We start from the raw sequence: 22032 nt of genomic DNA, 5'->3' as shown, positions 1-22032 counted from the left end.
GCGCTTGGAATTCGGCCCCGCCCGGGGTATATTCGGTGTTTCTGTGTGCCCACAGAAAAGGCCCCACAGTGGGGGCCAACAAAAACCACGGTACCGGGCAGGGAGTTGTTTTGTCAAGCCGGGACAGCCTGGAATTGCAGAAAGAGCAGGAATACATCGACGCGCTCTACAGGCGCGTCGATGAGCTGCGTGGCGTCGCCGCGGACTCCGTCCGGGATGCGATCACCCCGGTGGGGACCGGTCAGCAGGCCCTCCTCGAGCGGGACCTTCTGGTCGTCGAGCGGTCGGGGCTGCTCGCCGCGTTGAATGCCGTAGAGGGTTCGCTCTGCTTCGGTCGAATTGACCTCAAGGCCGACGTTGATGGCGATGATCAAGAAGGCGGTGTGGCGCACCACATCGGCCGTATCGGAATTCGCGCGGACGACTCCGAGCGCACGCCGATGCTGATCGACTGGCGGGCGCCCGTCGCCCGGCCTTTCTATCTCGCCACCGGTCATACGCCGATGGGTCTTCGCCGGCGCCGCCATCTCACGTTCGACGGGCGCACGGTCACCGAGCTGCACGACGAGATCCTCGACCTCGACGACTCGGAGCGCACCGGCCACGAGGACCCGACCGGTGACGCCGTGCTGCTCGCCGCCCTGAACTCGGCGCGTACCGGCCGCATGGGTGACATCGTGCAGACGATCCAGGCCGAGCAGGACCGCATCATCCGCCACCCGCACCCCGGCGTGCTCGTCGTCGAGGGCGGGCCCGGCACCGGCAAGACGGCCGTCGCGCTGCACCGCGCCGCGTTCCTGCTGTACGAGCAGCGGGAGCTGCTGGCGAAGCGGGCCGTGCTGATCGTCGGCCCGAACCCGGCCTTCCTGAAGTACATCGGCGAGGTGCTGCCCGGGCTCGGCGAGACCGGGGTGCTGCTCTCCACGGTCGGCGAGCTGTTCCCTGGCGTGCACGCCACCGTCAAGGACACGCCGCGCGCGGCCGTCGTGAAGGGCTCGGAGGCGATGGCCGACAGCCTCGCGCTGGGCATCGAGGACCGCCAGCGGCTGCCCGAGCCCGGCGCCCCGTTGATCATTCCGCACGACGACGGGGACCTGATCCTCGACTGGGAGATCGCCTACGAGGCACGGCAGGCGGCCCGCGACACCAAGCTGCCGCACAACCTGGCCCGCCCGCACTTCGCCTTCCGGGTGATCGACGCGCTCACCGAGCAGCTCACCGAGCGGATCGGCGCCGACCCGTACGGCGGCCCGAACTTCCTCGGGCCCGACGACATCGCCCAGCTGGGCAAGGCTGTCGCTTCGAGCGCTGAAGTGCACGGTGCAATCGAGGAGTTGTGGCCCCAGCTCACCCCGCAGGGCTTCGTCGCCGACTATCTGGCCGAGCCCACTCACCTGTCCGAAGAGGACGCGGACGCCATCCGGCGTGAGCGCGGGGAGTGGACCGTCGGGGACGTGCCGCTGCTCGACGAGGCCGCGGAGCTGCTCGGGTACGACGACAGTGCCGAGCGGGCCGCCGCGGAGGCGGCGCGGCAGGAGCGGATCGCGTACGCGCAGGGCGTCCTCGACCTGTCCAAGGGCTCGGAGACGTACGAGTTCGAGGACGAGGACGAGTCGGAGGTGCTCGCCGCGCACGACATCGTGGACGCGGACCGGGTCGCCGGCTGGTACGAGGAGGAGGACCACCGCAGCGCCGCGGAGCGGGCCGCCGCCGACCGGACCTGGGCGTTCGGGCACATCATCGTCGACGAGGCGCAGGAGCTGAGCCCCATGGCGTGGCGGCTGCTCATGCGCAGGTCGCCGACGCGGTCGATGACGCTGGTCGGCGACCCCGCGCAGACCTCGGAGGAGGGCAGCGTCGGCGCGTGGGCGGACATCCTCGCGCCCTACGTCGAGGACCGCTTCGAGCACACGCGGCTCGGCGTCAACTACCGCACGCCGTCCGAGATCATGGACGTCGCGGCAGCGGTGCTGCGGGACGTGCACCCCGGGTACGAGCCGCCGTCGTCCGTGCGGTCGACCGGGGAGCGGCCGTGGGCGCTGCGGGCCGACGACGTCGTGGAGGCCACGGCCAAGGCCGCGGTCGAGCGGATTCCGGAGGAGGGGCGGCTCGCGGTGATCGCGCCCCGCCGCCTGTGCGCGGCGCTGGCTGCGAGGTTGCCGGGGGTGGAGGCCGGGGGTGAGCCCGACCTCACGCGGCATCTGGTGCTGCTCGATCCCCGGCAGGCCAAGGGCCTGGAGTTCGACCGGGTGATCGTGGTCGAGCCGGGGGAGTTCGGGGTCAGCGATCTGTATGTGGCGCTTACGCGTGCCACGCAGGATCTTGGGGTCGTGCATGAGGGGGAGTTGCCGGAGGCGTTGGGGGCGGCGCTGCGGTAGGCGGCGCCGGGGTGGGGCGTGTTGATTCCCCCCACCCCCCGCGCCCCTAGGGGCGCAGCCACACCGTTGCCAGCGGCGGCAGCGTGAGATTGATGCTCGCCGGGCGGCCGTGGGCCGGTTCGTCGGTCGGTTTGATCGGGTCGCGGTTCGTGATGTCGCCGCCGCCGTAGCGCGCGCCGTCCGTGTTGAGGATCTCGTGCCATGCCGGGATGTCGTCCGGTACGCCCAGGCGGTACTCGTGCCGGACGACCGGGGAGAAGTTGGACACCGACAGGAGCGGGCTGCCGTCGGCCGCGTGGCGGAGGAAGGCGAAGACGTTGTCCTCCGTCGCGTCGCCGACGATCCAGGAGAAGCCGGCCGGGTCTGTGTCCCGTTCCCACAGGGCGGGGGCCTCGCGGTAGCGCGCGTTCAGGTCGCGGGTCAGGTCGCGTACGCCCCTGTGGTCGGGCTCGGCGCCGTACGCCGGGTCCAGGAGCCACCAGTCCGGGCCGTGCGCTTCGGACCATTCGGCGCCTTGGGCGAACTCCTGGCCCATGAAGAGGAGTTGTTTGCCGGGGTGGGCCCACATGAAGCCCAGGTAGGCGCGGTGGCTGGCGCGTTGTTGCCACCAGTCGCCGGGCATCTTGGAGACGAGTGAGCGTTTGCCGTGGACGACCTCGTCGTGGGAGATGGGCAGGACGTAGTTCTCGCTGTAGGCGTAGACCATCGAGAACGTCATCTCGTGGTGGTGGAACTTGCGGTGCACCGGCTCGTGGCTCATGTAGTCGAGGGAGTCGTGCATCCAGCCCATGTTCCACTTCAGGCCGAAGCCGAGGCCGCCGAAGCCGCCCGGTCCGGTGTGGTGGGTGGCGCGGGTGACGCCGTCCCAGGCGGTGGATTCCTCGGCGATGGTGACGACGCCGGGGACCTGCCGGTACAGGGTGGCGTTCATCTCCTGGAGGAAGGCGACGGCGTCGAGGTTCTCGCGGCCGCCGTAGCGGTTGGGCGTCCACTGGCCCTCTTCGCGGGAGTAGTCGAGGTAGAGCATGGAGGCGACGGCGTCGACGCGCAGGCCGTCGATGTGGAACTCCCGGCACCAGTACAGGGCGTTGGCGACCAGGAAGTTGCGGACCTCCTTGCGTCCGTAGTCGAATTCGAGGGTGCCCCAGTCGGGGTGTGCGGCGCGCAGCGGGTCCTCGTGCTCGTACAGGGGGCGGCCGTCGAATTCGGCCAGTGCCCAGTCGTCGCGGGGGAAGTGGGCGGGGACCCAGTCCATGAGGACGCCGATGCCGGCCCGGTGCAGGGTGTCGATGAGGTATTTGAAGTCGTCGGGGGTGCCCAGGCGGGCGGTCGGGGCGTAGAAGCCGGTGACCTGGTAGCCCCACGAGCCGCCGAAGGGGTGCTCGGCCACCGGCAGCAGCTCGACGTGCGTGAATCCCAAGTCCGTTACGTAGGCGGGGAGTTGCTCGGCGAGTTGGCGGTAGGTGAGGCCGGGGCGCCAGGACGGCAGGTGCACCTCGTACACCGAGAACGGAGACTCATGGACGGGGCGGGCGGCACGCCGCTCCAGCCACGCCTCGTCGCCCCACGTGTAGTGGGAGGCGTGTACCACCGAGGAGTTGGCCGGGGGCTCCTCCGTGCGGGTGGCCAGCGGGTCGGCGCGCAGGGTCTTGCTGCCGTCGGGGCGGGTGATCTCGTACTTGTAGAGCTCGCCCTCGCCGATGTCGGGGACGAACAGTTCCCAGACGCCGGACGAGCCGAGCGAGCGCATGCTGTGGGCCGCGCCGTCCCAGTAGTTGAAGGTGCCGACGACGCGGATGCCCCGTGCGTTGGGCGCCCACACGGTGAAGCGGGTGCCCTGGATGCCCTGGTGCTCCATGGGGTGTGCGCCGAGCGCCGTCCAGAGCTGTTCGTGGCGGCCCTCGGCCATCAGGTGCAGATCGAGCTCGCCGAGGGAGGGGAGCAGGGCGTAGGAGTCCGCGATCCGCTGGGTCGTCTCGGCGTACGTGATCTCCAGCTCGTACGCGGGTGGGATCTCGCGGAGTTGGAGCAGGGCGGTGAAGAATCCGTCGCCGTCGTCGTGGAGTTCGGCGTGCAGGCCCTCTGGGGTGGTGACGGCCACGCGCTGGGCGTAGGGGCGCCAGGTGCGGAAGGCGATTCCGCCGTGGGTGGCGTGTGCGCCGAGCACTCCGTGGGGGTCGTGGTGGGTGCCGTTCTTCAGGCGTGTGCGGTCGTCCTCGTGGACGGGGGCGGGGGTCGTGGTCGGGCGGGGGGTCACGGTGGGGGCCTCCTTGGGTGGCCGTCTCGTTGCGTGCGGTGCCGTGCTTGGAAGGTCGCCCCCTCCTCCCCTTCCCGTCCCGTCCTCTGGGGGCTGCGCCCCCAGACCCCAAAAGATTGCGTCACGCGGCGGAGCCGCATATCGACACAGCCCCGCGCCCTATGAGGCGAGCCGTGCTATTGCGGCCATCGGTACGTGGAGCCAGTCCGGCCTGTGTCGTGCCTCGTACAGGGCCTCGTAGATCGCCTTGTCCGTTTCGTAGGCGCGCAGGAGGACCGGGGCGGTGCGGGGGTCGGTGCCTGTCACCTCCGCGTAGCCGGCGCAGTACGCGGCGCGGCAGGAGCGTGACCAGTCGTTGTGGGGGGAGGCGTAGTCGAAGGAGCGGAGCATGCCGGCGATGTCGCGGTGGACGGGGTGCGGCAGGCGGCGTTCCGCGAGGGGGCGGGACGGTTCGCCCTCGAAGTCGATGAGTTTCCAGGTGCCGGACGGCTCACGCAGGCACTGGCCGAGGTGCAGGTCGCCGTGGACCCGCTGGGCCTGCCAGGTGCGGCCTTCGGCGCCGAGCTGGGCCAGTGCGTCGAAGGTGGAGCGGAGGCCGTCCACGTAGGGGAGCAGGGGTGGGACCTGCCCGGCCGTCGTCTCCAGGCGGCGCGTCATCGACTCGGCGAGCTGGGCGATGTGGGCGCGTGTGTACGTGACCGTGGGCAGCGCGCGGGCCAGGGCGGTGTGCACCTCGGCGGTGGCGCGGCCGAGGTCGCGGGCCTGCGCCGTGAAGTCCTGCTGGTTGGTGACGTGCTTGAGGGCGAGGTCCCAGCCGTCCGCCGCGCCCTTGAGGAAGGGCTGGAGGAGGCCGAGGGTGGCGGGTTCCGCGGGGTGCGTCCCCGCCGTCTCGAACCAGGCGACGGGCGCGGGGACCCGGTCGCAGCCCTCGCGGGCGAGCGCCAGCGGGAGTTCGAGGTCGGGGTTGAGGCCGGGGGTGACCCGGCGGAACAGCTTGGCTATGAGCGTGTCGCCGTACACGACCGAGGAGTTGGACTGCTCGGCCGTCAGCGGGCGGGGCGCGAGGTCGCGCGGCACCTCGCCGTGCGGCCCGCGGTGGAAGCGGAGGGCGCCGAGCGCGCCGGGTATTCGGAGCCGTTCGAGGAGGACCGCGGAGTGCCGCGGGTCCTGGAGCGCCTCGTACGCGGTGCGTCCCGCGAGCGGGCCGTGCGTGACGTGGCCGATCACCGCCGGCGCGAGGTGCGGGGCCGCGGCCTCCGCGGTCCCGATGAGCAGCTGGTAGCGGTCGCCGGGCCCCTCCTCGTCGGCCGGTGGCTGGTGGGCGCGGACGAGGAGGTGCAACAGGGCGGCGTCCGGCAGCAGTTCGGTGACGGCGTCCAGGGTGAAGCCGGTGACCGGTCGGCCCTTGCCGGCGAACCAGCGCTGGCGCGGCAGCCATTCGCGCAGCAACGGATCGAGCGACATGAGCAATTCGGATTCTCCGGCCGTCGGGGCGGCGGGCCGGGTTGCGGCTTCCGACATGGCGTCGTGTCCTTTCCCGGATATGCGTGGAGAGTGCCCAGGTATGTCGTCGTCAGTCCTTGCGGAGCCGGAACCAGTAGAAGCCGTGTCCGGCGAGCGTGAGCAGGTAGGGCAGTTCGCCGATGGCGGGGAAGCGGACGCCGCCGATCAGCTCCACCGGGTGCCGGCCGTTGAACGACTGGAGGTCCAGTTCGGTGGGCTGGGCGAAGCGGGAGAAGTTGTGCACGCACAGGACCAGGTCGTCGGCTCCGTCCCCGTTCGCGGGGGCTTCGCGCAGGAAGGCGAGGACGGCGGGGTTGGAGGAGGGGAGTTCGGTGTAGGAGCCGAGGCCGAACGCGGGGTTCTGCTTGCGGATCTCGATCATCCGGCGGGTCCAGTGCAGCAGCGACGACGGGGAGGACATCGACGCCTCCACGTTGGTGACCTGGTAGCCGTAGACCGGATCCATGATCGTGGGCAGGAACAGGCGGCCCGGATCGCAGGAGGAGAAGCCCGCGTTGCGGTCCGGGGTCCACTGCATCGGCGTGCGCACCGCGTCACGGTCCCCGAGCCAGATGTTGTCGCCCATCCCGATCTCGTCGCCGTAGTACAGGATCGGCGTGCCCGGCAGCGAGAGCAGGAGCGCGGTGAACAGTTCGATCTGGTTGCGGTCGTTGTCCAGGAGCGGGGCGAGGCGGCGGCGGATACCGATGTTGGCGCGCATCCGCGGGTCCTTGGCGTACTCCGCGTACATGTAGTCGCGTTCCTCGTCGGTGACCATCTCCAGGGTCAGCTCGTCGTGGTTGCGCAGGAAGATGCCCCACTGGCAGCCCGACGGGATCGGCGGCGTCTTGGCGAGGATCTCGGAGACCGGGTAGCGCGACTCGCGGCGCACCGCCATGAAGATCCGCGGCATCACCGGGAAGTGGAACGCCATGTGGCACTCGTCGCCGCCGACGCTGGGGGCGCCGAAGTAGTCGACGACGTCCTCCGGCCACTGGTTCGCCTCCGCGAGCAGCACCACGTCGGGGTACTGGGAGTCGATCTCCTTGCGGACGCGTTTGAGCAGCTCGTGGGTGGCGGGAAGGTTCTCGCAGTTGGTGCCCTCCTCCGCGTACAGGTAGGGCACCGCGTCGAGACGGAAGCCGTCGATGCCCAGGTCGAGCCAGAACCGCAGGGCGGCCAGGATCTCCTCCTGCACGGCCGGGTTCTCGTAGTTCAGGTCCGGCTGGTGGGAGAAGAAGCGGTGCCAGTAGTACTGCTTGCGGACCGGGTCGAAGGTCCAGTTCGAGGCCTCCGTGTCCACGAAGATGATCCGCGCGTCCGCGTACCGCTTGTCGTCATCGGCCCACACGTAATAGTCGCCGTACGGCCCGTCGGGGTCCGAGCGGGACTGCTGGAACCACTCGTGCTGATCACTCGTGTGGTTCATCACGAAGTCGATGATCACGCGCATACCGCGCTGGTGCGCCGCGTCCACGAACTCCACGAAGTCGGCCAGGTCACCGAATTCCGGGAGCACGGACGTGTAGTCCGATACGTCGTAACCGCCGTCCCTGAGCGGCGACTTGAAGAACGGTGGCAGCCAGAGGCAGTCCACGCCCAGCCACTGGAGGTAGTCCAGCTTCGCCGTGATCCCCTTGAGGTCTCCTACGCCGTCGCCGTTGCTGTCCTGGAAGGAACGGACCAGGACCTCGTAGAAGACGGCGCGCTTGAACCAATCAGGGTCCCGGTCCTTCGCAGGGGTGTCCTCGAAGGTGTCCGGGACGGGCTCATTCATCATCATGGTGTGGGTGACCCTCCGAATCCCATGTCCCGTCTGCTCCTGAGAACTCATCGCGGCGTGGCCGCCGGCGGGAGGACGAGGATGTGCGCGGGCGTGCGGCCCGGCTCCAGGCGCACGTAGTTCGTCCTGCCCCAGTGGTAGGTGGCGCCGGTGAGTTCGTCGTGCACCGGCACGGACGCGTGCCAGTCGAGCCCCAGGTGCGGCATGTCCAACGACACCGTGGCCTCCTGGGTGTGGTGCGGGTCGAGGTTCACGACGACCAGGACCGTGTTCGAGCCCTGTGCGGACGTGACGCTCTTCGAATACACGAGGACCTCGTCCTGATCCGCGTGGTGGAAGTGCACGCCGCGCAGGGTCCGCAGCGCCGGGTTGCGGCGCCGGATCGCGTTGAGCTCGGTGATCAGCGGGGCGATCGTGCGTCCCTCCCGCTCGGCCGACTCCCAGTCACGGGGCCTGAGTTGATACTTCTCCGAGTGCAGATACTCCTCGCTCCCGGCCCGCAGCGGAGTGTTCTCGCACAGTTCGTACCCGCTGTAGAGCCCCCACGCCGGCGACAGCGTCGCGGCCAGCACCGCACGCAGCTCGAACGCGGGCCGCCCGCCGTCCTGCAAGAACGCGTGCAGGATGTCGGGAGTGTTCACGAAGAAGTTCGGCCGCATGTAGCAGGCCGCCTCCCCGCTCAACTCCTCGACGTACTCGGTGAGTTCCTGCTTCGAATTGCGCCAGGTGAAGTACGTGTACGACTGCTGGAAACCGATCGCGGCCAGCGTGTGCATCATCGCGGGCCGGGTGAACGCCTCCGCCAGGAAGATCACATCCGGATCGGTGCCGTTGATCTCCCCGATGACCTTCTCCCAGAACACCACCGGCTTGGTGTGCGGGTTGTCGACGCGGAAGACCCGCACCCCGTGGTCCATCCACAGCCGCAGGATCCGCACCGTCTCCGCGACCAGACCCGGCAGGTCCTGGTCGAAGGCGAGCGGATAGATGTCCTGGTACTTCTTCGGCGGATTCTCCGCGTACGCGATGCTGCCGTCCGGACGGTGATGGAACCAGTCCGGATGCTTCTGCACCCACGGATGATCCGGCGAACACTGCAACGCGAAATCCAGGGCCACCTCCATGCCCAACTCCCGCGCCCGGCCCACGAAATGATCGAAATCCTCGAACGTGCCAAGGTCCGGATGGATCGCGTCGTGCCCGCCCTCGTGCGAACCGATCGCCCAGGGCACCCCCACATCGTCCGGCCCCGGCGACAGCGAATTGTTCGGCCCCTTACGGAACGTCGTACCGATCGGATGGATCGGCGGCAGATAGACGACGTCGAAACCCATCGCCGCGATGGCCGGAAGCCGACGGGCCGCCGTCCGCAACGTCCCGCTCACCGGCCGCTCCCCGGCCCGCACCACAGCCCCCTCCGAACGCGGAAAGAACTCGTACCACGACCCGAACAGGGCCCGCTCACGCTCCACCAGGAGGGGCAGCGCTCTGCTGCGCGTGACCAGTTCGCGCAGCGGGTGGCGGTCCAGGATCCGCTGGACGTCGGGGGCGAGTGCCGCGGCGAGCCGGGAGGGGGCCGGGCGTGTGGTGTCGCGGAGCGCGGCGGCGGCCCGCACAATCGTTTCGCGAACGGAAGCGGGGGCGCCCTTCGCGGCGCGTTCGTGCAGCAACGCGCCCTCTTCCAGGACGAGTTCGGTGTCGATGCCCGCCGGAATCTTGATCTTCGCCGTGTGCCGCCAGGTCTCCACGGGATCGCCCCACGCCTCGACCCGGTACGTCCAGTGGCCGGGCGCGTCGGGGGTGACCTCGGCGCCCCAGCGGTCGGTGCCGGGCGCGAGCTCGCGCATCGGTGTCCACGGGCCCGGCTCGCCGTCGGGGCCGCGCAGCACGACGTTCGCGGCGACGGCGTCGTGCCCCTCGCGGAACACGGTGGCCGTGATCTGGAAGGTCTCGCCGACGACGGCCTTGGCGGGGCGCCGGCCCTGCTCGACGACGGGTCGGACGTCACGTATGGGGATGCGGCCCATGGTGGCGCGTGGTGTCGCGCGCCTGCGAGGCGTGCGTGAGGCGGGTGAAGAAGATCGCTTTGCGGGCATGACCGCTCCTGTCCGCGGGGATTCGGGGATGCGGAAACGAGATTCGGGGAGAGGGCCGTGCGGTGAAGTCGTGCGGTGTACCGAAGGAGCCTTCCACGCTCCATCGGCGGACAATCCGTGTCGTCCCAACTACTCGTCACTACTGGCGCGTAAGGGAACACATAAGACCGGCCCCGCCGACAACGACGGGACCGGACCATGAACTCACCCTCCTTCTAAGGGTTGTTGACCTGAAGCAGCTTGTTCGGCGAGCCGAGGCCCGCGCCCGTCACCTTGCCCGCCACGGCCCGCTCGGTCAGCGCCTTGCTCACCTCCGCGGGCGACGCCGCCGCATGGTCGGCCAGGTACAGCGCGGCCGCGCCCGCGACGTGCGGAGACGCCATGGACGTACCGGAGAAGGTGGCCTTCCCCGAGTCGCTCGCGTACGAGGCGGACGTGATGTCCACGCCGGGTGCGAACAGGTCGAGTCGAGTACCCCAATTGGAGAAGCTCGCACGCGCGTCGTTCTTGTCGCTCGCGCCGACGGTGATCGCTTCCTTGACGCGGGCCGGTGAGTACAGCTCGGCGGGCATGCCGTCGTTGCCCGCCGCCACCGTGTAGGTCACACCGGAGGCGATGGAGTTCCGTACGGCGGCGTCGAGTTGGGCGTTCGCGTAGCCGCCGAGGCTCAGGTTCGCCACCGCCGGACGCTGGGCGTGCTTGGTCACCCAGTCGATGCCCGCGAGGACCTGCGCCGTCGTGCCGGACCCCGCGTTGTCGAGCACGCGCACGGCGACGACGTCGGCCTTCTTGGCCACGCCGTACTGCTCGCCCGCGACGGTCCCGGCGACATGGGTGCCGTGTCCGTTGCCGTCCTGCGCGGTCGCGTCGTTGTCGACGAAGTCCCAACCGCTCGTGGCCCGCCCGCCGAAGTCCTGGTGGGTGGCGCGGATGCCGGTGTCGATGACGTAGACGTGCACGCCGGCGCCCGCGGACTCGGGCCAGGTGTACGAGTTGTCGAGCGGCAGATCGTTCTGGTCGATGCGGTCCAGGCCCCACGACGGCGGGTTCTTCTGGTTGTGGTCCATGGTGACCCGGGAGTCCTGGACGACCGAGGCGACGTTCCCGTCGGCCGCGAGCCGCTCGGCCTGCGCGGAGCCGAGTGTCACCGCGTAGCCGTTGAGCGCCTTGCTGTAGGTGTGGCGGATGTGTGCCCCGTACTTCTCCGCGAGATCCTTGCCCGCGGTGGACGGGGCCTTCGTGTCTCCCTTCAGTGTCACGATGTAGCTGCCCGCGATGGCGCCGGGCTCCCCGGCGCCGAATATTCGCCCCTGTGCGGGGGCGGCGTCCGCGGGCAGTGTGATGGCCGAAAGCACCGCGACCGTGGCGACCGCGGTGAGCCCACCGGCCCAGCGCGTTCGTCGCTTCCGCGTCACTCGCACGGTCCCTGCCATGGATGAGTTCCCCTCCTCAACTCGGCGCGCTCTCACGCCAGTTGGCAGCCTCTCGTGTGGTGTGAAGCACCACAAGGAGGTACGAGGTGGCGGAATCGGCCATATCGGTCGTGGGGGTTGTGCGGTTGAGTTGCGGCGTTTTCCGGACGACCGTGGGCTTTCGGCCGTCCGCGCGGGGCGCGCAATTCCCTGGCGCGGCGCACGGCGGCATCCGATGATGGGGCCGTGTCGATCATTCACCGCACCACACTCACGCCCACCAAGCTCGAACTTCTCGCCGAGTGGCTGCCGAAGCAGCCCTGGTACCGGGGCTCCGGCACCCCGCAGCTGACCAAGGCCGGCGGGTTCCGGCTCGACGATCCGGACGGGGCGGTCGGCCTGGAGTTCATGGCCGCGACGGACACGTCAGGACCCGAGCCGGTGACGTACCACGTGCCGATGGCCTATCGCGGCGCGCCGCTGGAGGGCGCCGCGGACGACGCGCTCATCGGCACCACCCAGCACGGCGTGCTCGGTGAGCGCTGGGTGTACGACGGGGCCAAGGACCCGCTCCTCGTACGGGAGTTGACCGCCCTGCTCAAGGGCGAGGTGCCCGCGCACGCGCAGAGCATCGACGGCGCCCTCGACCCGGCCGTGCACGCCCGCGTGACCGGCGACGACGTACGGCCGGAGTTCGTGCGCGTCCTGGAGGCGGGGTCGAAGGCGCCGGAAGGCGCGGTCGGCGAGGTGTCCGCCGAGTGGTCCGCGGAGGGCGAGCGACGAGTGCGTGGGGTTTTCGTAGTGGTTCGGGCCGGCTGAGGACCCCTGGGCGTTGCGTGCCTCTGGGTGATCATCAAATCTGACATCGTGGGCAGGTCGCCGACGACCTACGGCGGCAACTTCCCGCACCGACGTCCGAATGGTTTGGATGTGGTTTTTTGATCTGGGGGACAACACGCATGACAGCGACCCGACGTCCGCAACGCCTCGCACGCATCTTCACCGGGGCGGCCCTCGCGGTGGGCGCGCTGCTCGCCGCGGGCGCCGTACCGGCGGCGGCCGCTGACCCGGGCCCCGAGGCCTCCGTCACCTACCAGCAGGCCGGCACCGGTGTCGGCGTCCGGGTGGCACTGACACGCGCCGGCTCGTTCCTCGGCCAGGTGGAGTTCGACCCGGCCGAGCAGCGGCTCCGGGTGCTCGACACCATGAACGACGGCGACACGTTCTACGTGCACGTCTCCTCCACGCAGGGCGGCGTCGAGCACAACCTCGGCACGTACTCCGCGCCCGGCAGTGAGGCCCCCGTGGACTCCGTCGTGAAGGACTTCGACCTGCCGAAGGGCACGCCCCTCGACATCGAGGTGTACGACGACGCGGCGCTCACCGACTACATCGGCGGGGCGCGCGGCACCGGGGCGGCCATCGCCTGACCACGCCCCCACGGGGGCGTCCGCGTACGGCGGTCCGGGCGCACGCAGCGCGCGCCCGGACCGCCGTACGCGTTCCGGCGCCCTGTCCCGCGCCGCGGCCGGGCGGCTACCGTCTGGTGACGACACAGGCATACGACGCGCAACCGCAGAGGTGAGCACGTGAAGGCCATCCGTCGATTCACCGTCCGCCCGGTCCTGCCCGAACCCCTCGCCCCGCTGCACGACCTGGCGCGCAATCTGCGCTGGTCCTGGCATGCCGGGACCCGTGAACTGTTCGCCGCCGTGGACCCGGGCCGCTGGGCCGGATCCGGCGGCGACCCGCTGCGGCTGCTCGGCAGCGTGCCGCCCGAGCGGCTCACCCGGCTCGCGGGCGACGAGGACTTCCTCGCCAGGCTGAGCGAGGTCGCCGACGATCTGCGCGGCTATCTGCACGACGACCGCTGGTACCAGGAGCGCGCGCGGCAGTCCCGGCTCCCGGCGGGCATCGCCTACTTCTCGCCCGAGTTCGGCATCACGGCCGCGCTGCCGCAGTACTCGGGCGGCCTCGGGATCCTCGCGGGCGACCACCTCAAGGCCGCGAGCGACCTCGGGGCGCCGCTCATCGGCGTAGGACTCCTGTACCGGCACGGCTACTTCCGGCAGTCGCTGTCGCGGGACGGCTGGCAGCAGGAGACGTACCCGGTCACCGACCCGAACGAGCTGCCGCTCGCCCAGCTGCGGGAGCCCGACGGCAGCCCCGTGCACCTCGCGCTCGCCCTGCCCGGCGGGCGTCGCCTGCTCGCGCGGGTGTGGCAGGCGCAGGTGGGGCGGGTGCCGCTGCTGCTCCTCGACTCGGACGTCGAGGAGAACGACGCGCACGAACGGGACGTGACCGACCGGCTCTACGGCGGCGGCAGCGAGCACCGGCTGTTGCAGGAGATGCTGCTGGGGATCGGCGGGGTGCGCGCCGTCCGCGCGTACTGCCGGCTCACCGGGCACCCCGAACCCGAGGTCTTCCACACCAACGAGGGGCACGCGGGCTTCCTCGGCCTGGAGCGGATCGCCGAACTCGCCGAGCGGGGCACGGACTTCGACGCCGCGCTCGAAGCGGTGCGGGCGGGCGCCGTCTTCACGACGCACACCCCCGTCCCCGCCGGCATCGACCGCTTCGACCGGGAGCTCGTCGCCCGCCACTTCGGCGCCGCGGCCGAGCTGCCGGGCCTCGACGTGCAGCGGGTGCTCGGGCTCGGCATGGAGACGTACGCGGGCGGCGACCCGAACGTGTTCAACATGGCGGTGATGGGGCTCCGGCTCGCGCAGCGCGCCAACGGCGTCTCCACGCTGCACGGATCGGTCAGCCGGGACATGTTCGCCGGACTGTGGCCGGGATTCGACGTCGAGGAGGTGCCGATCACCTCCGTGACCAACGGCGTGCACGCCCCCACGTGGGTCGCCCCCGAGGTGTACCGGCTCGGCGCGCGGCAGATCGGGGAGCGGCGCACCGAGGACGCCCTGTCGGTGGGCGGCGAGGAGCGCTGGGACGCCGTCGGAGAGATCGCCGACCGCGACATCTGGGAGCTGCGCGGCGAACTGCGCCGCCAGCTCGTCGACGAGGTGCGCGAGCGGCTCGCCGCGTCCTGGCGCCAGCGCGGCGCGGGGACGGCCGAACTCGGCTGGATCGACGGCGTGTTGGATCCGGACGTGCTCACCATCGGATTCGCCCGCCGCGTGCCCTCGTACAAGCGGCTCACGCTGATGCTGCGCGATCCGGACCGGCTGATGCGGCTGCTGCTCGACGAGGAGCGGCCGGTGCAGATCGTGGTCGCGGGCAAGGCGCACCCGGCCGACGACGGCGGCAAGCGGCTCGTGCAGGAGCTGGTGCGGTTCACCGACGACCCGCGGGTCAGGCACAGGATCGTCTTCCTGCCCGACTACGGGATGGCGATGGCGCAGAAGCTCTACCCCGGCTGCGACGTGTGGCTGAACAATCCGCTGCGACCCCTGGAGGCGTGCGGGACGAGTGGGATGAAGGCCGCGCTCAACGGGTGCCTGAATCTTTCGGTGTTGGACGGCTGGTGGGACGAATGGTTCGCGCCCGACTACGGCTGGGCCATCCCCACGGCCGACGGCACGGCCACCGACGAGCACCGGCGCGACGACCTGGAGGCGGCCGCGCTGTACGACCTCCTGGAGCGCCGGGTGACGCCGCGCTTCTACGAGCGCGGCCCGGACGGGCTGCCCGACCGCTGGGTCGAGATGGTCCGCCGGACCCTCACCCACCTCGGCCCGAAGCTCCTCGCGGGGCGCATGGTCCGCGCGTACGTGGACCAGCTGTACGCCCCGGCCGCCGCGTCGGCGCGCTCGCTGGACGCGGACGCGGCCCGGGACCTCGCCGCGTGGAAGGCGCGGGTCCGTGCGGCCTGGCCGCGTGTCACCGTCGACCATGTGGAGGCCTCGGCGGGCGGCGCCGAACTGGGCGCCACCCTCGGCCTCCATGTCCGGGTCGGGCTCGGCGAGTTGGGCCCCGACGACGTGGAGGTGCAGGCCGTGGCGGGGCGCGTCGACACCGAGGACCGGATCACCGAGCCGGCGACGGTGCCGCTGAAGCCGGTCGGCGGGCCGGACGGGGAGGGGCGCTGGGCGTACGAGGGTCCGCTCGCCCTCGATCGCAGCGGCCCCTACGGCTACACCGTCCGCGTGCTGCCCGCGCATCCGCTGCTCGCGTCGGTGGCGGAGACGGGGCTCGTGGCGTTGCCGACGGAGGCGACGCAGGAGGGGGCCGGGGTGTTGTTGCGGTGACGTCGTACGGGGGCGGGGCCCGGGGCTCTGCCCCGGACCCCGCGCCTCGAGCGCCGGCGGGGCTTGGACTGCTTACGGGAACGTCAGCTTGAAGCTGTTGATGTAGCCCGTGTCCTGCGGTCCGAGGTCCTGGACCTTCAGCTTCCAGGTCCCGTTCGCGGTCTCGGCGGAGGCGTTGACCGTGTACGTGGTCTGGATGTTGGGCGTCGGGTCGTACGCCGAGCTGTGCAGCCGGTACGTCCGGCCGCTCGGGCCGACCAGGTCCACCTGGAGGTCACCGCTCCACGTGTGCACGATGTCGACGCCGACCTTCAGGGTGGAAGGCGCCGCGCCGCTCACGCCGGAGACCGTGACGGAGGAGGTGACGGCGGCCCCCGGGGAGTCGGGGATCGTCACGTCCGTGTCGTTGGTGAACGTCTTGCCGGTGCCCGGGTCGCCGCCGCCGGACCGGGCGCCGACGTTGACGCCGGCCCACGCGTCCTGCACCGCCTTGTACTCGGCGGACGACGTGCCGTACAGCTCACCGGCGGCCGCGAGGGTGCCGGTGCGGGCGCCCGCGTAGTTCGTCGTCGACGTGAACTTCGTGGACAGCGCCTTGTACCAGATGAGCGCCGCCTTGTCGCGGCCGATGCCGGTGACCGGAAGGCCGTCGGAGGTCGGCGAGTTGTAGGTCACACCGTTGATCGTCTTCGTTCCGCTGCCCTCGCTGAGCAGATAGAAGAAGTGGTTCGCCGGGCCCGAGGAGTAGTGCACGTCGACCCCGCCGATGCCCGAGTACCAGGCGTCCTTGGACGCGCCGTCCTTGCTCGGCTTGTCCATGTAGCGCAGCGGCGTCCCGTCGCCATTGATGTTGATCTTCTCGCCGATGAGGTAGTCGCCCACGTCGGTCGAGTTGTTGGCGTAGAACTCGACGGTGGAGCCGAAGATGTCGGACGTCGCCTCGTTCAACCCGCCGGACTCGCCGGAGTAGTTGAGGCCCGCGGTGTTCGACGTGACGCCGTGCGTCATCTCGTGCGCGGCCACGTCGATCGAGGTCAGCGGGTGGGTGTTGCTGGTGCCGTCGCCGTACGTCATGCAGAAGCAGCTGTCGTCCCAGAACGCGTTGACGTACGCGTTGCCGTAGTGGACCCGGCTGTACGCGCCGACGCCGTCGCCGCGGATGCCGGTCCTGCCCTGCACGTTCTTGTAGTAGTCCCAGGTCAGCGCGGCGCCGTAGTGGGCGTCGGCGGCGGCCGTCTCGGTGTTGGAGGCGGAGCCGTTGCCCCACACGTCGTCGGCGCCGGAGTAGAGGGTGCCGGTGCCCGACGTGCCGCGGTTCAGGTTGTACGTCTTGTGGCCGCCGCGGGTGGTGTCGTTCAGCGTGTACGAGGAACCGGACTGAGCGGTGCCGAGGGTGACGGTGCCGCTGTACTGGGTGTTGCCCGTGCCGGTCTCGATGGCCTGCCACTCGTGGAGCTTCTTGCCGGTGGTGGCGTCGGTGATGACGTGCAGCTGGTTCGGCGTGCCGTCCTCCTGGAGGCCGCCGACGACGGTCTCGTACGCGAGGGTCGGCTGCCCCTTCGTGGCGCCCTGCCCGAGCCAGACGACCTTGCGGGGCGCCTTGTCGGCCTCGGTCCTCTTCGAACCGTCGGCCTTCGCGAGCTTCAGGGCCTGGGTCTCGGCGGTGGCCGGTTTCACGTCGGGGGTCGTCTCGACGTTCTTGAGTTCGGCCTTCGCCGCCTTGGTGATGTTCTTCGTCTTGCCGGACTTCGTGGCTTCGACGATCAGGTCGCCGCCGAGGACCGGGAGTCCGTCGTAGGTGCGCTCGTAGCGGGTGTGGGTGGTGCCGTCCTTGTCCTGGAGGACGTCCCGAACGACGAGTTTCTCCTGCTTGCCGAGGCCGAGGTCCTTCGCGGTGTCGGCCTTGCCGGCGTTCGCCTCGCGCATCAGCTCGGTGCGCTTGGCGGGGGAGAGCTTCGCCGGGAGGGCGCCAGGGTCGGCGCCGGACGCGTCCGCGGTGGCGGGGAGGGTCTGGAAGGCGACCGTCAGGAGGGCGGCGACGGTGCCGGCGGCGAGGGCCGTGGCCCGGCGTCGGGGTGAGCCGGGTCTGTGGGAGGTTCGGTTCTTGCGCAACGCTGAACTCCTTCTGCATGGCCGCGAGTTGGGTGTGCGGCCAGTGGGGAACGGACGGCGGGTGGCCGTCCGGGCAGAGCGCAGTGCGGAGTGGTGCGGTTGGAGAGTGGCAGCAAGGGCTGCCGTGTGTCAGGAGCCCGTCAACAGGTTGGCCGGAAATCGTTCGTTGTCCGGTGCGCGTGGTTCGGTTGCCGGTGACGTGGTTGCGGACGCGGGGCGCTGCCCCGGACCCCGCGCCTCAATCGCCGGCGGGGCTTGGAGGAAGCGGCGCCGTGGTTGCGGTCGCGGGGCTCTGCCCCGGACCCCGCTGCTCAATCGCCGCAGGGGCTCCAATTGCCCCGCTGCTCAATCGTCGGTGGGGCTCCAATTGGCCCGCGCCTCAATCGTCGGCGGGGCTTCAGCTGCCCCGCGCCTCAATCGTCGGTGGGGCTTGAAAGGTGCTGGCTGTCGCGCCAGGCGCGGTGCAGGCCCGCGAACTCGCCTGTTCCCGCGATGAGTTCCGACGGTGTGCCGTCCTCGGTCACCCGGCCCCATGCCATCACCAGGACGCGGTCCGCGATCTCCACCGTCGACAGGCGGTGGGCGATGACGACCGCCGTACGGCCGTGCAGCACCGTTTGCATGGCGCGCTGGACCGCCCGCTCCCCGGGGATGTCGAGGGAGCTGGTCGCCTCGTCGAGGATCAGGACGGCCGGGTCGGCGAGGAGCGCGCGGGCGAAGGCCACCAACTGGCGCTGGCCCGCCGAGATCCGGCCGCCCCGCTTGCGGACGTCCGTGTCGTAGCCGTCGGGGAGCGCCGCGATGAAGTCGTGGGCGCCGATGGCCTTCGCGGCCTGTTCGATCTCCTCGCGGCTCGCTTCGGGGCGGCCGATCGCGATGTTCTCGGCGACCGTCCCGGAGAACAGGAACGCCTCCTGCGTCACCATCACCACGCCGCGCCGCAGCTCGGCGTTGGACAGTTCGCGCAGGTCGACGCCGTCGAGGAGGACCTGGCCGTGCGAGGGGTCGTAGAAGCGGGAGAGCAGCTTCGCGAGCGTCGACTTGCCCGCTCCCGTCGAGCCGACCACCGCGACCGTCTGCCCGGCCGGCAGCGTCAGGTCGAAGCGGGGGAGGACCTCGCCGCCCGTGCGGTAGCCGAAGGAGACCGACCGGAACTCGACCTCGCGGCCCGGCTGTTCGCCCTTCAGTTCCGGCAGCGCGCGCGGTGTGGCCGGTTCCGGTACCGAGGGCGGCTGCACCAGGAGGCCCGCGATCTTCTTGAGGGACGCGGCCGCGCTTTCGTACGCGTTGAGGAACATGGCGAGGCGGTCGATCGGGTCGTACAGGCGCCGGATGTAGAGCACCGCCGCCGCGAGGACACCGAGTTCGAGCGTGCCGCCCGCGACCCGGTACGCGCCCCACAGCACCATGCCCGCCACCGCCGTGTTCGCGATCAGCCGGGAGCCGACGACGTAGCGCGCCATCTCCAGCATCGCCGTGCCGTTGGACCGCTCGTGCCGCCGGTTGAGCTTCGCGAAGTGCTCGTCGTTGGCCCGCTCGCGGCGGAAGGCGCGGACCGGCCTGATCCCGTTCATCGTCTCGACGAACTTCACGATGACCGCGGCGATCGCCGAGGAACGCTCCGCGTATGCCCGCGCCGCGCGCTGCCGGTACAGCCGGATCAGGACGTACAGCGGGATGAAGGAGACGGCCGCCACCGCTCCTATGCCGACGTCGAGCCAGAGCAGCATCGCCGTGATGTAGATCGAACCCACGATGACGTTGACCAGTTCCTGGAGGCCCTCGCTGAGCAGTTCGCGCAGCGCCTCGACGTCCGTGGTGGCCCGCGAGATGACGCGGCCCGACGTGTACCGGTCGTGGAAGTCCACGCTCAGCGCCTGCGCGTGCCGGAAGATGCGGCCGCGCAGGTCGAGCAGCACGTTCTGGCTGGCGCGGGCCGAGAGCCGGATGTACGCGTACACGAAGGCGGCCGAGCCGACCGCGCACAGCAGGAAGCCCGCGCCGACCGTGACCAGCGGCCCGTAGTCGTGCGCGCGGAACGCGGGGACCGCGCTGTCGATGGCGTACGCGACGATCAGCGGGCCGGACTGGACGGCGGCCTGTTGCAGGAGCAGGGCGAGGACGGTGAGGGCCACCGTGCGGCGGTGGGGCGCGAGCAGCGAGCGCAGCAGGCCGCCCGTCGCGCCCTGGGGTGTCGGCAGGTCGTCCTGGTCGAAGGGGTCGCCGGGGGAGGGGACGCGGACGTCGTCGTCGCCCTGCGGCTCGCCTTGATCGTCCGCCGTCCCGTTCGCGGCGTTCGGCTTCGCGGTGGTCGTCATACCCGTTCCGTCTCCGTCTCCGAGTCCGTCTCCTCGGTGTGCTCGCCAGACATCAGATGTCTGTACTCGGCGTTCGTGCGCAGCAGTTCGTGGTGGGTGCCCACCGCCGTGATCCGTCCTTCGGACAGCAGCGCCACCCGGTCGGCGAGCAGCACCGTGGACGGCCGGTGCGCGACCACGAGCGCCGTGCTGTCGGCGAGGACCCGGCGCAGCGCCGCCTCCACCGCGGCCTCCGTGTGCACGTCGAGCGCGGACAGCGGGTCGTCCAGGATCAGGAAGCGGGGCGTGCCCACGACGGAGCGGGCCAGGGCGAGGCGCTGGCGCTGGCCACCGGACAGGCTCAGGCCCTGCTCGCCCACCTCCGTGTCGACGCCGTCGGGCAGCCGGTCGACGAACTCGGCCTGCGCGACGCCGAGCGCCTGCTCCAGCTGCTCGGGGCCGGTGGCCTCGGGGGCGCCCATCAGGACGTTGTCGGCGACCGAGGCGGAGAACAGGGTGGGCTCCTCGAACGCCACGGACACCAGCTCGCGCAGCTCGGCGCGCGGCATCGCGGTGATGTCACGGCCGTCGAGCGTGATGCGGCCCTCGGTCACGTCGTAGAGCCGGGGCACGAGCGCGGTGAGCGTGGTCTTCCCGCTGCCGGTCGCCCCGACGAGCGCCATGGTCTCGCCGGAGCGGACGTGCAGGTCGACGTGGGTGAGCGTGGGGACGGCGTCCTCTGCGGCATCGGGGTAGCGGAAGGCGACGCCTTCGAACCGTAGGCCGTCGTCGCCTGTGGCTTGGCCTTCGGTGATCTCGCGTTGTCGGGCGGGGGAGGGCGACGGGGGCGCGGGCGCGGGGCTCTGCCCCGGACCCCGCTGCTCAATCTCCCCCAGACTCCGTCCGGGGGTACCCCCTGCAGGGGCTTGATTTGGCTGTTCGTTCGTTTCCGGAGCCGCGTCCATCACCTCGAAGTAGCGGCGCGTCGCCGTGGCCGCCTCCTGGCTCATCGCGAGGAGGAAGCCGATGGACTCGATGGGCCAGCGCAGCGCGAGGGCCGTGGAGAGGAAGGCGACGAGGGTGCCGGCCGACAGGGAGCCGTCGGAGACCTGGATCGTGCCGATCACCAGGGCCGCGCCGAGCGCCACCTCGGGCAGCAGCGTGATCACCGTGAGGATCCCGGCGAGCAGCCGCGCCTTGACCAGTTCCGTGCCCCGCACCGTGCGCGCCAGGTCGCGGAAGGCGCGGGCCTGACTGCGGTGCCGGCCGAAGCCCTTGATGACGCGGATGCCGAGGACCGACTCCTCGACGACCGTCGTCAGATCGCCGACCTGGTCCTGGGCGCGGCGCGAGGCCTGCGCGTACCCGTCCTCGAACTTGTAGCAGAACGCGATCAGCGGGACGGCGGGCGCGAGCAGGACGAGGCCGAGGCCCCAGTCCTGGACGATGAGGACGGTGAGGCCGGCCAGGATCGTCACGCCGTTGACGATCAGGAACGTCAGCGGGAAGGCGAGGAACATCCGCAGCACCATCAGGTCCGTCGTGCCGCGCGACAGCAACTGGCCCGAGGCCCACCGGTCGTGGAAGGAGACCGGGAGCCGCTGCAGATGCCGGTACAGATCGGCCCGCAGCGCCGCCTCGACCCCGGCGAGCGGCCGCGCCACCAGCCATCTGCGCAGCCCGAACAGGAGCGCCTCCGCGACTCCGAGCGCGAGCAGCACCCCGGCGCCCAGCCACACCCCGCCCGGATCGCGCTCGGTCACCGGACCGTCCACGATCCACTTCAGGACCAGCGGGAAGACCAGCGCCAGGCACGACGCGAGCACCGCCACGAACGCCGCGCCCGCCCACCGCCCCCGCACCGGACGCACGTACGGCCACAGCCGCAACAGCGTCCGCACGGCGGAGAGTTGACCGGTCGTCTCTGTGGTGGCACGTGTAGTCGTCGACATCAGGAGCGAGCCTACGGTTCGCCACTGACAACGC

Annotated in this window: 13 protein-coding genes; 4 read left to right on the top strand and 9 right to left on the bottom strand. The window is 70.8% G+C overall.

Features of this window, described 5'->3' with window-relative positions; translation table 11 throughout:
* Nucleotides 1-113 precede the first annotated feature (113 nt).
* Entirely contained in the window at nucleotides 114-392 is a 279-nt protein-coding gene (locus ACP4E5_RS16600) for a hypothetical protein (RefSeq protein ID WP_425829409.1), read from the bottom strand.
* Here ACP4E5_RS16600 and ACP4E5_RS16595 point away from each other — a divergent pair.
* Nucleotides 384-2378 (top strand): HelD family protein, encoded by a 1995-nt coding sequence (locus tag ACP4E5_RS16595; protein WP_425829407.1) that lies wholly within the window; start codon nucleotides 384-386, stop codon nucleotides 2376-2378. The two genes, ACP4E5_RS16600 and ACP4E5_RS16595, sit on opposite strands and share 9 nt — an antisense overlap.
* Nucleotides 2379-2424: 46 nt before the next feature.
* On the opposite strand, the gene glgB is transcribed toward ACP4E5_RS16595, so the two are convergent.
* From glgB to ACP4E5_RS16570, 5 genes are all read right to left on the bottom strand, one after another.
* Nucleotides 2425-4635 carry a 1,4-alpha-glucan branching enzyme gene (gene glgB, locus ACP4E5_RS16590; protein ID WP_425829405.1) on the bottom strand — a complete coding sequence of 737 codons (2211 nt, stop codon included), beginning with the start codon at nucleotides 4633-4635 and terminating at the stop codon, nucleotides 2425-2427.
* 159 nt (nucleotides 4636-4794) lie between these two features.
* Nucleotides 4795-6156, bottom strand: a complete 1362-nt coding sequence (locus ACP4E5_RS16585) for a maltokinase N-terminal cap-like domain-containing protein (RefSeq protein WP_425829403.1) — start codon at nucleotides 6154-6156, stop codon at nucleotides 4795-4797.
* Between the two features lie 52 nt (nucleotides 6157-6208).
* Complete coding sequence (gene treS, locus ACP4E5_RS16580; RefSeq protein WP_425829401.1) at nucleotides 6209-7921, bottom strand: maltose alpha-D-glucosyltransferase; 1713 nt, start codon at nucleotides 7919-7921, stop codon at nucleotides 6209-6211.
* Nucleotides 7922-7968: 47 nt separating this feature from the next.
* Nucleotides 7969-10017, bottom strand: coding sequence for an alpha-1,4-glucan--maltose-1-phosphate maltosyltransferase (locus ACP4E5_RS16575; protein WP_425829399.1), 2049 nt, complete (start codon nucleotides 10015-10017; stop codon nucleotides 7969-7971).
* Nucleotides 10018-10232: 215 nt separating this feature from the next.
* On the bottom strand, nucleotides 10233-11450 hold the full coding sequence (locus tag ACP4E5_RS16570) for a S8 family peptidase (protein ID WP_425829397.1): 1218 nt from the start codon (nucleotides 11448-11450) through the stop codon (nucleotides 10233-10235).
* Between the two features lie 225 nt (nucleotides 11451-11675).
* On the opposite strand from ACP4E5_RS16570, the gene ACP4E5_RS16565 reads away from it, so the two are divergent.
* The 3 genes from ACP4E5_RS16565 to glgP all read left to right on the top strand — a co-directional run bounded on the left by ACP4E5_RS16565 (nucleotide 11676) and on the right by glgP (nucleotide 15637).
* Nucleotides 11676-12248: a maltokinase N-terminal cap-like domain-containing protein gene (locus ACP4E5_RS16565; protein WP_425829395.1), complete on the top strand. Its 573-nt coding sequence runs from the start codon at nucleotides 11676-11678 to the stop codon at nucleotides 12246-12248.
* A 140-nt stretch (nucleotides 12249-12388) separates the two neighbouring features.
* Nucleotides 12389-12859 (top strand): hypothetical protein, encoded by a 471-nt coding sequence (locus ACP4E5_RS16560; RefSeq protein ID WP_425829393.1) that lies wholly within the window; start codon nucleotides 12389-12391, stop codon nucleotides 12857-12859.
* A gap of 159 nt (nucleotides 12860-13018) precedes the next feature.
* Nucleotides 13019-15637, top strand: a complete 2619-nt coding sequence (glgP, locus tag ACP4E5_RS16555) for an alpha-glucan family phosphorylase (protein WP_425829391.1) — start codon at nucleotides 13019-13021, stop codon at nucleotides 15635-15637.
* Between the two features lie 72 nt (nucleotides 15638-15709).
* Here the strand turns inward: glgP and ACP4E5_RS16550 are convergent, their stop codons facing one another.
* The 3 genes from ACP4E5_RS16550 to ACP4E5_RS16540 all read right to left on the bottom strand — a co-directional run bounded on the left by ACP4E5_RS16550 (nucleotide 15710) and on the right by ACP4E5_RS16540 (nucleotide 21998).
* Complete coding sequence (locus ACP4E5_RS16550) at nucleotides 15710-17749, bottom strand: M4 family metallopeptidase (protein ID WP_425829389.1); 2040 nt, start codon at nucleotides 17747-17749, stop codon at nucleotides 15710-15712.
* Between the two features lie 413 nt (nucleotides 17750-18162).
* The gene (locus ACP4E5_RS16545; protein ID WP_425829387.1) at nucleotides 18163-20067 is read right to left on the bottom strand and encodes an ABC transporter ATP-binding protein; all 1905 of its coding nucleotides are present in this window, start codon (nucleotides 20065-20067) and stop codon (nucleotides 18163-18165) included.
* Nucleotides 20064-21998 (bottom strand): ABC transporter ATP-binding protein, encoded by a 1935-nt coding sequence (locus tag ACP4E5_RS16540; RefSeq protein WP_425829385.1) that lies wholly within the window; start codon nucleotides 21996-21998, stop codon nucleotides 20064-20066. The genes ACP4E5_RS16545 and ACP4E5_RS16540 overlap by 4 nt, the downstream gene beginning before the upstream one ends.
* Nucleotides 21999-22032: the final 34 nt, after the last annotated feature.

The sequence above is a fragment of the Streptomyces fractus genome (genome assembly GCF_049844455.1).
GTDB classification, from domain to species: domain Bacteria; phylum Actinomycetota; class Actinomycetes; order Streptomycetales; family Streptomycetaceae; genus Streptomyces; species Streptomyces fractus.
This window is presented reverse-complemented; position numbering and strand designations above follow the sequence as displayed.

Excerpts from the sequence above, each read along its gene's own strand:
- ACP4E5_RS16585 (WP_425829403.1), bottom strand. The coding sequence starts at position 6,156 with ATGTCGGAAGCCGCAACCCGGCCCGCCGCCCCGACGGCCGGAGAATCC.
- treS (WP_425829401.1), bottom strand. The coding sequence starts at position 7,921 with ATGATGATGAATGAGCCCGTCCCGGACACCTTCGAGGACACCCCTGCG.
- ACP4E5_RS16575 (WP_425829399.1), bottom strand. The coding sequence starts at position 10,017 with ATGCCCGCAAAGCGATCTTCTTCACCCGCCTCACGCACGCCTCGCAGG.
- ACP4E5_RS16570 (WP_425829397.1), bottom strand. The coding sequence starts at position 11,450 with ATGGCAGGGACCGTGCGAGTGACGCGGAAGCGACGAACGCGCTGGGCC.
- ACP4E5_RS16560 (WP_425829393.1), top strand. The coding sequence starts at position 12,389 with ATGACAGCGACCCGACGTCCGCAACGCCTCGCACGCATCTTCACCGGG.
- ACP4E5_RS16545 (WP_425829387.1), bottom strand. The coding sequence starts at position 20,067 with ATGACGACCACCGCGAAGCCGAACGCCGCGAACGGGACGGCGGACGAT.
- ACP4E5_RS16540 (WP_425829385.1), bottom strand. The coding sequence starts at position 21,998 with ATGTCGACGACTACACGTGCCACCACAGAGACGACCGGTCAACTCTCC.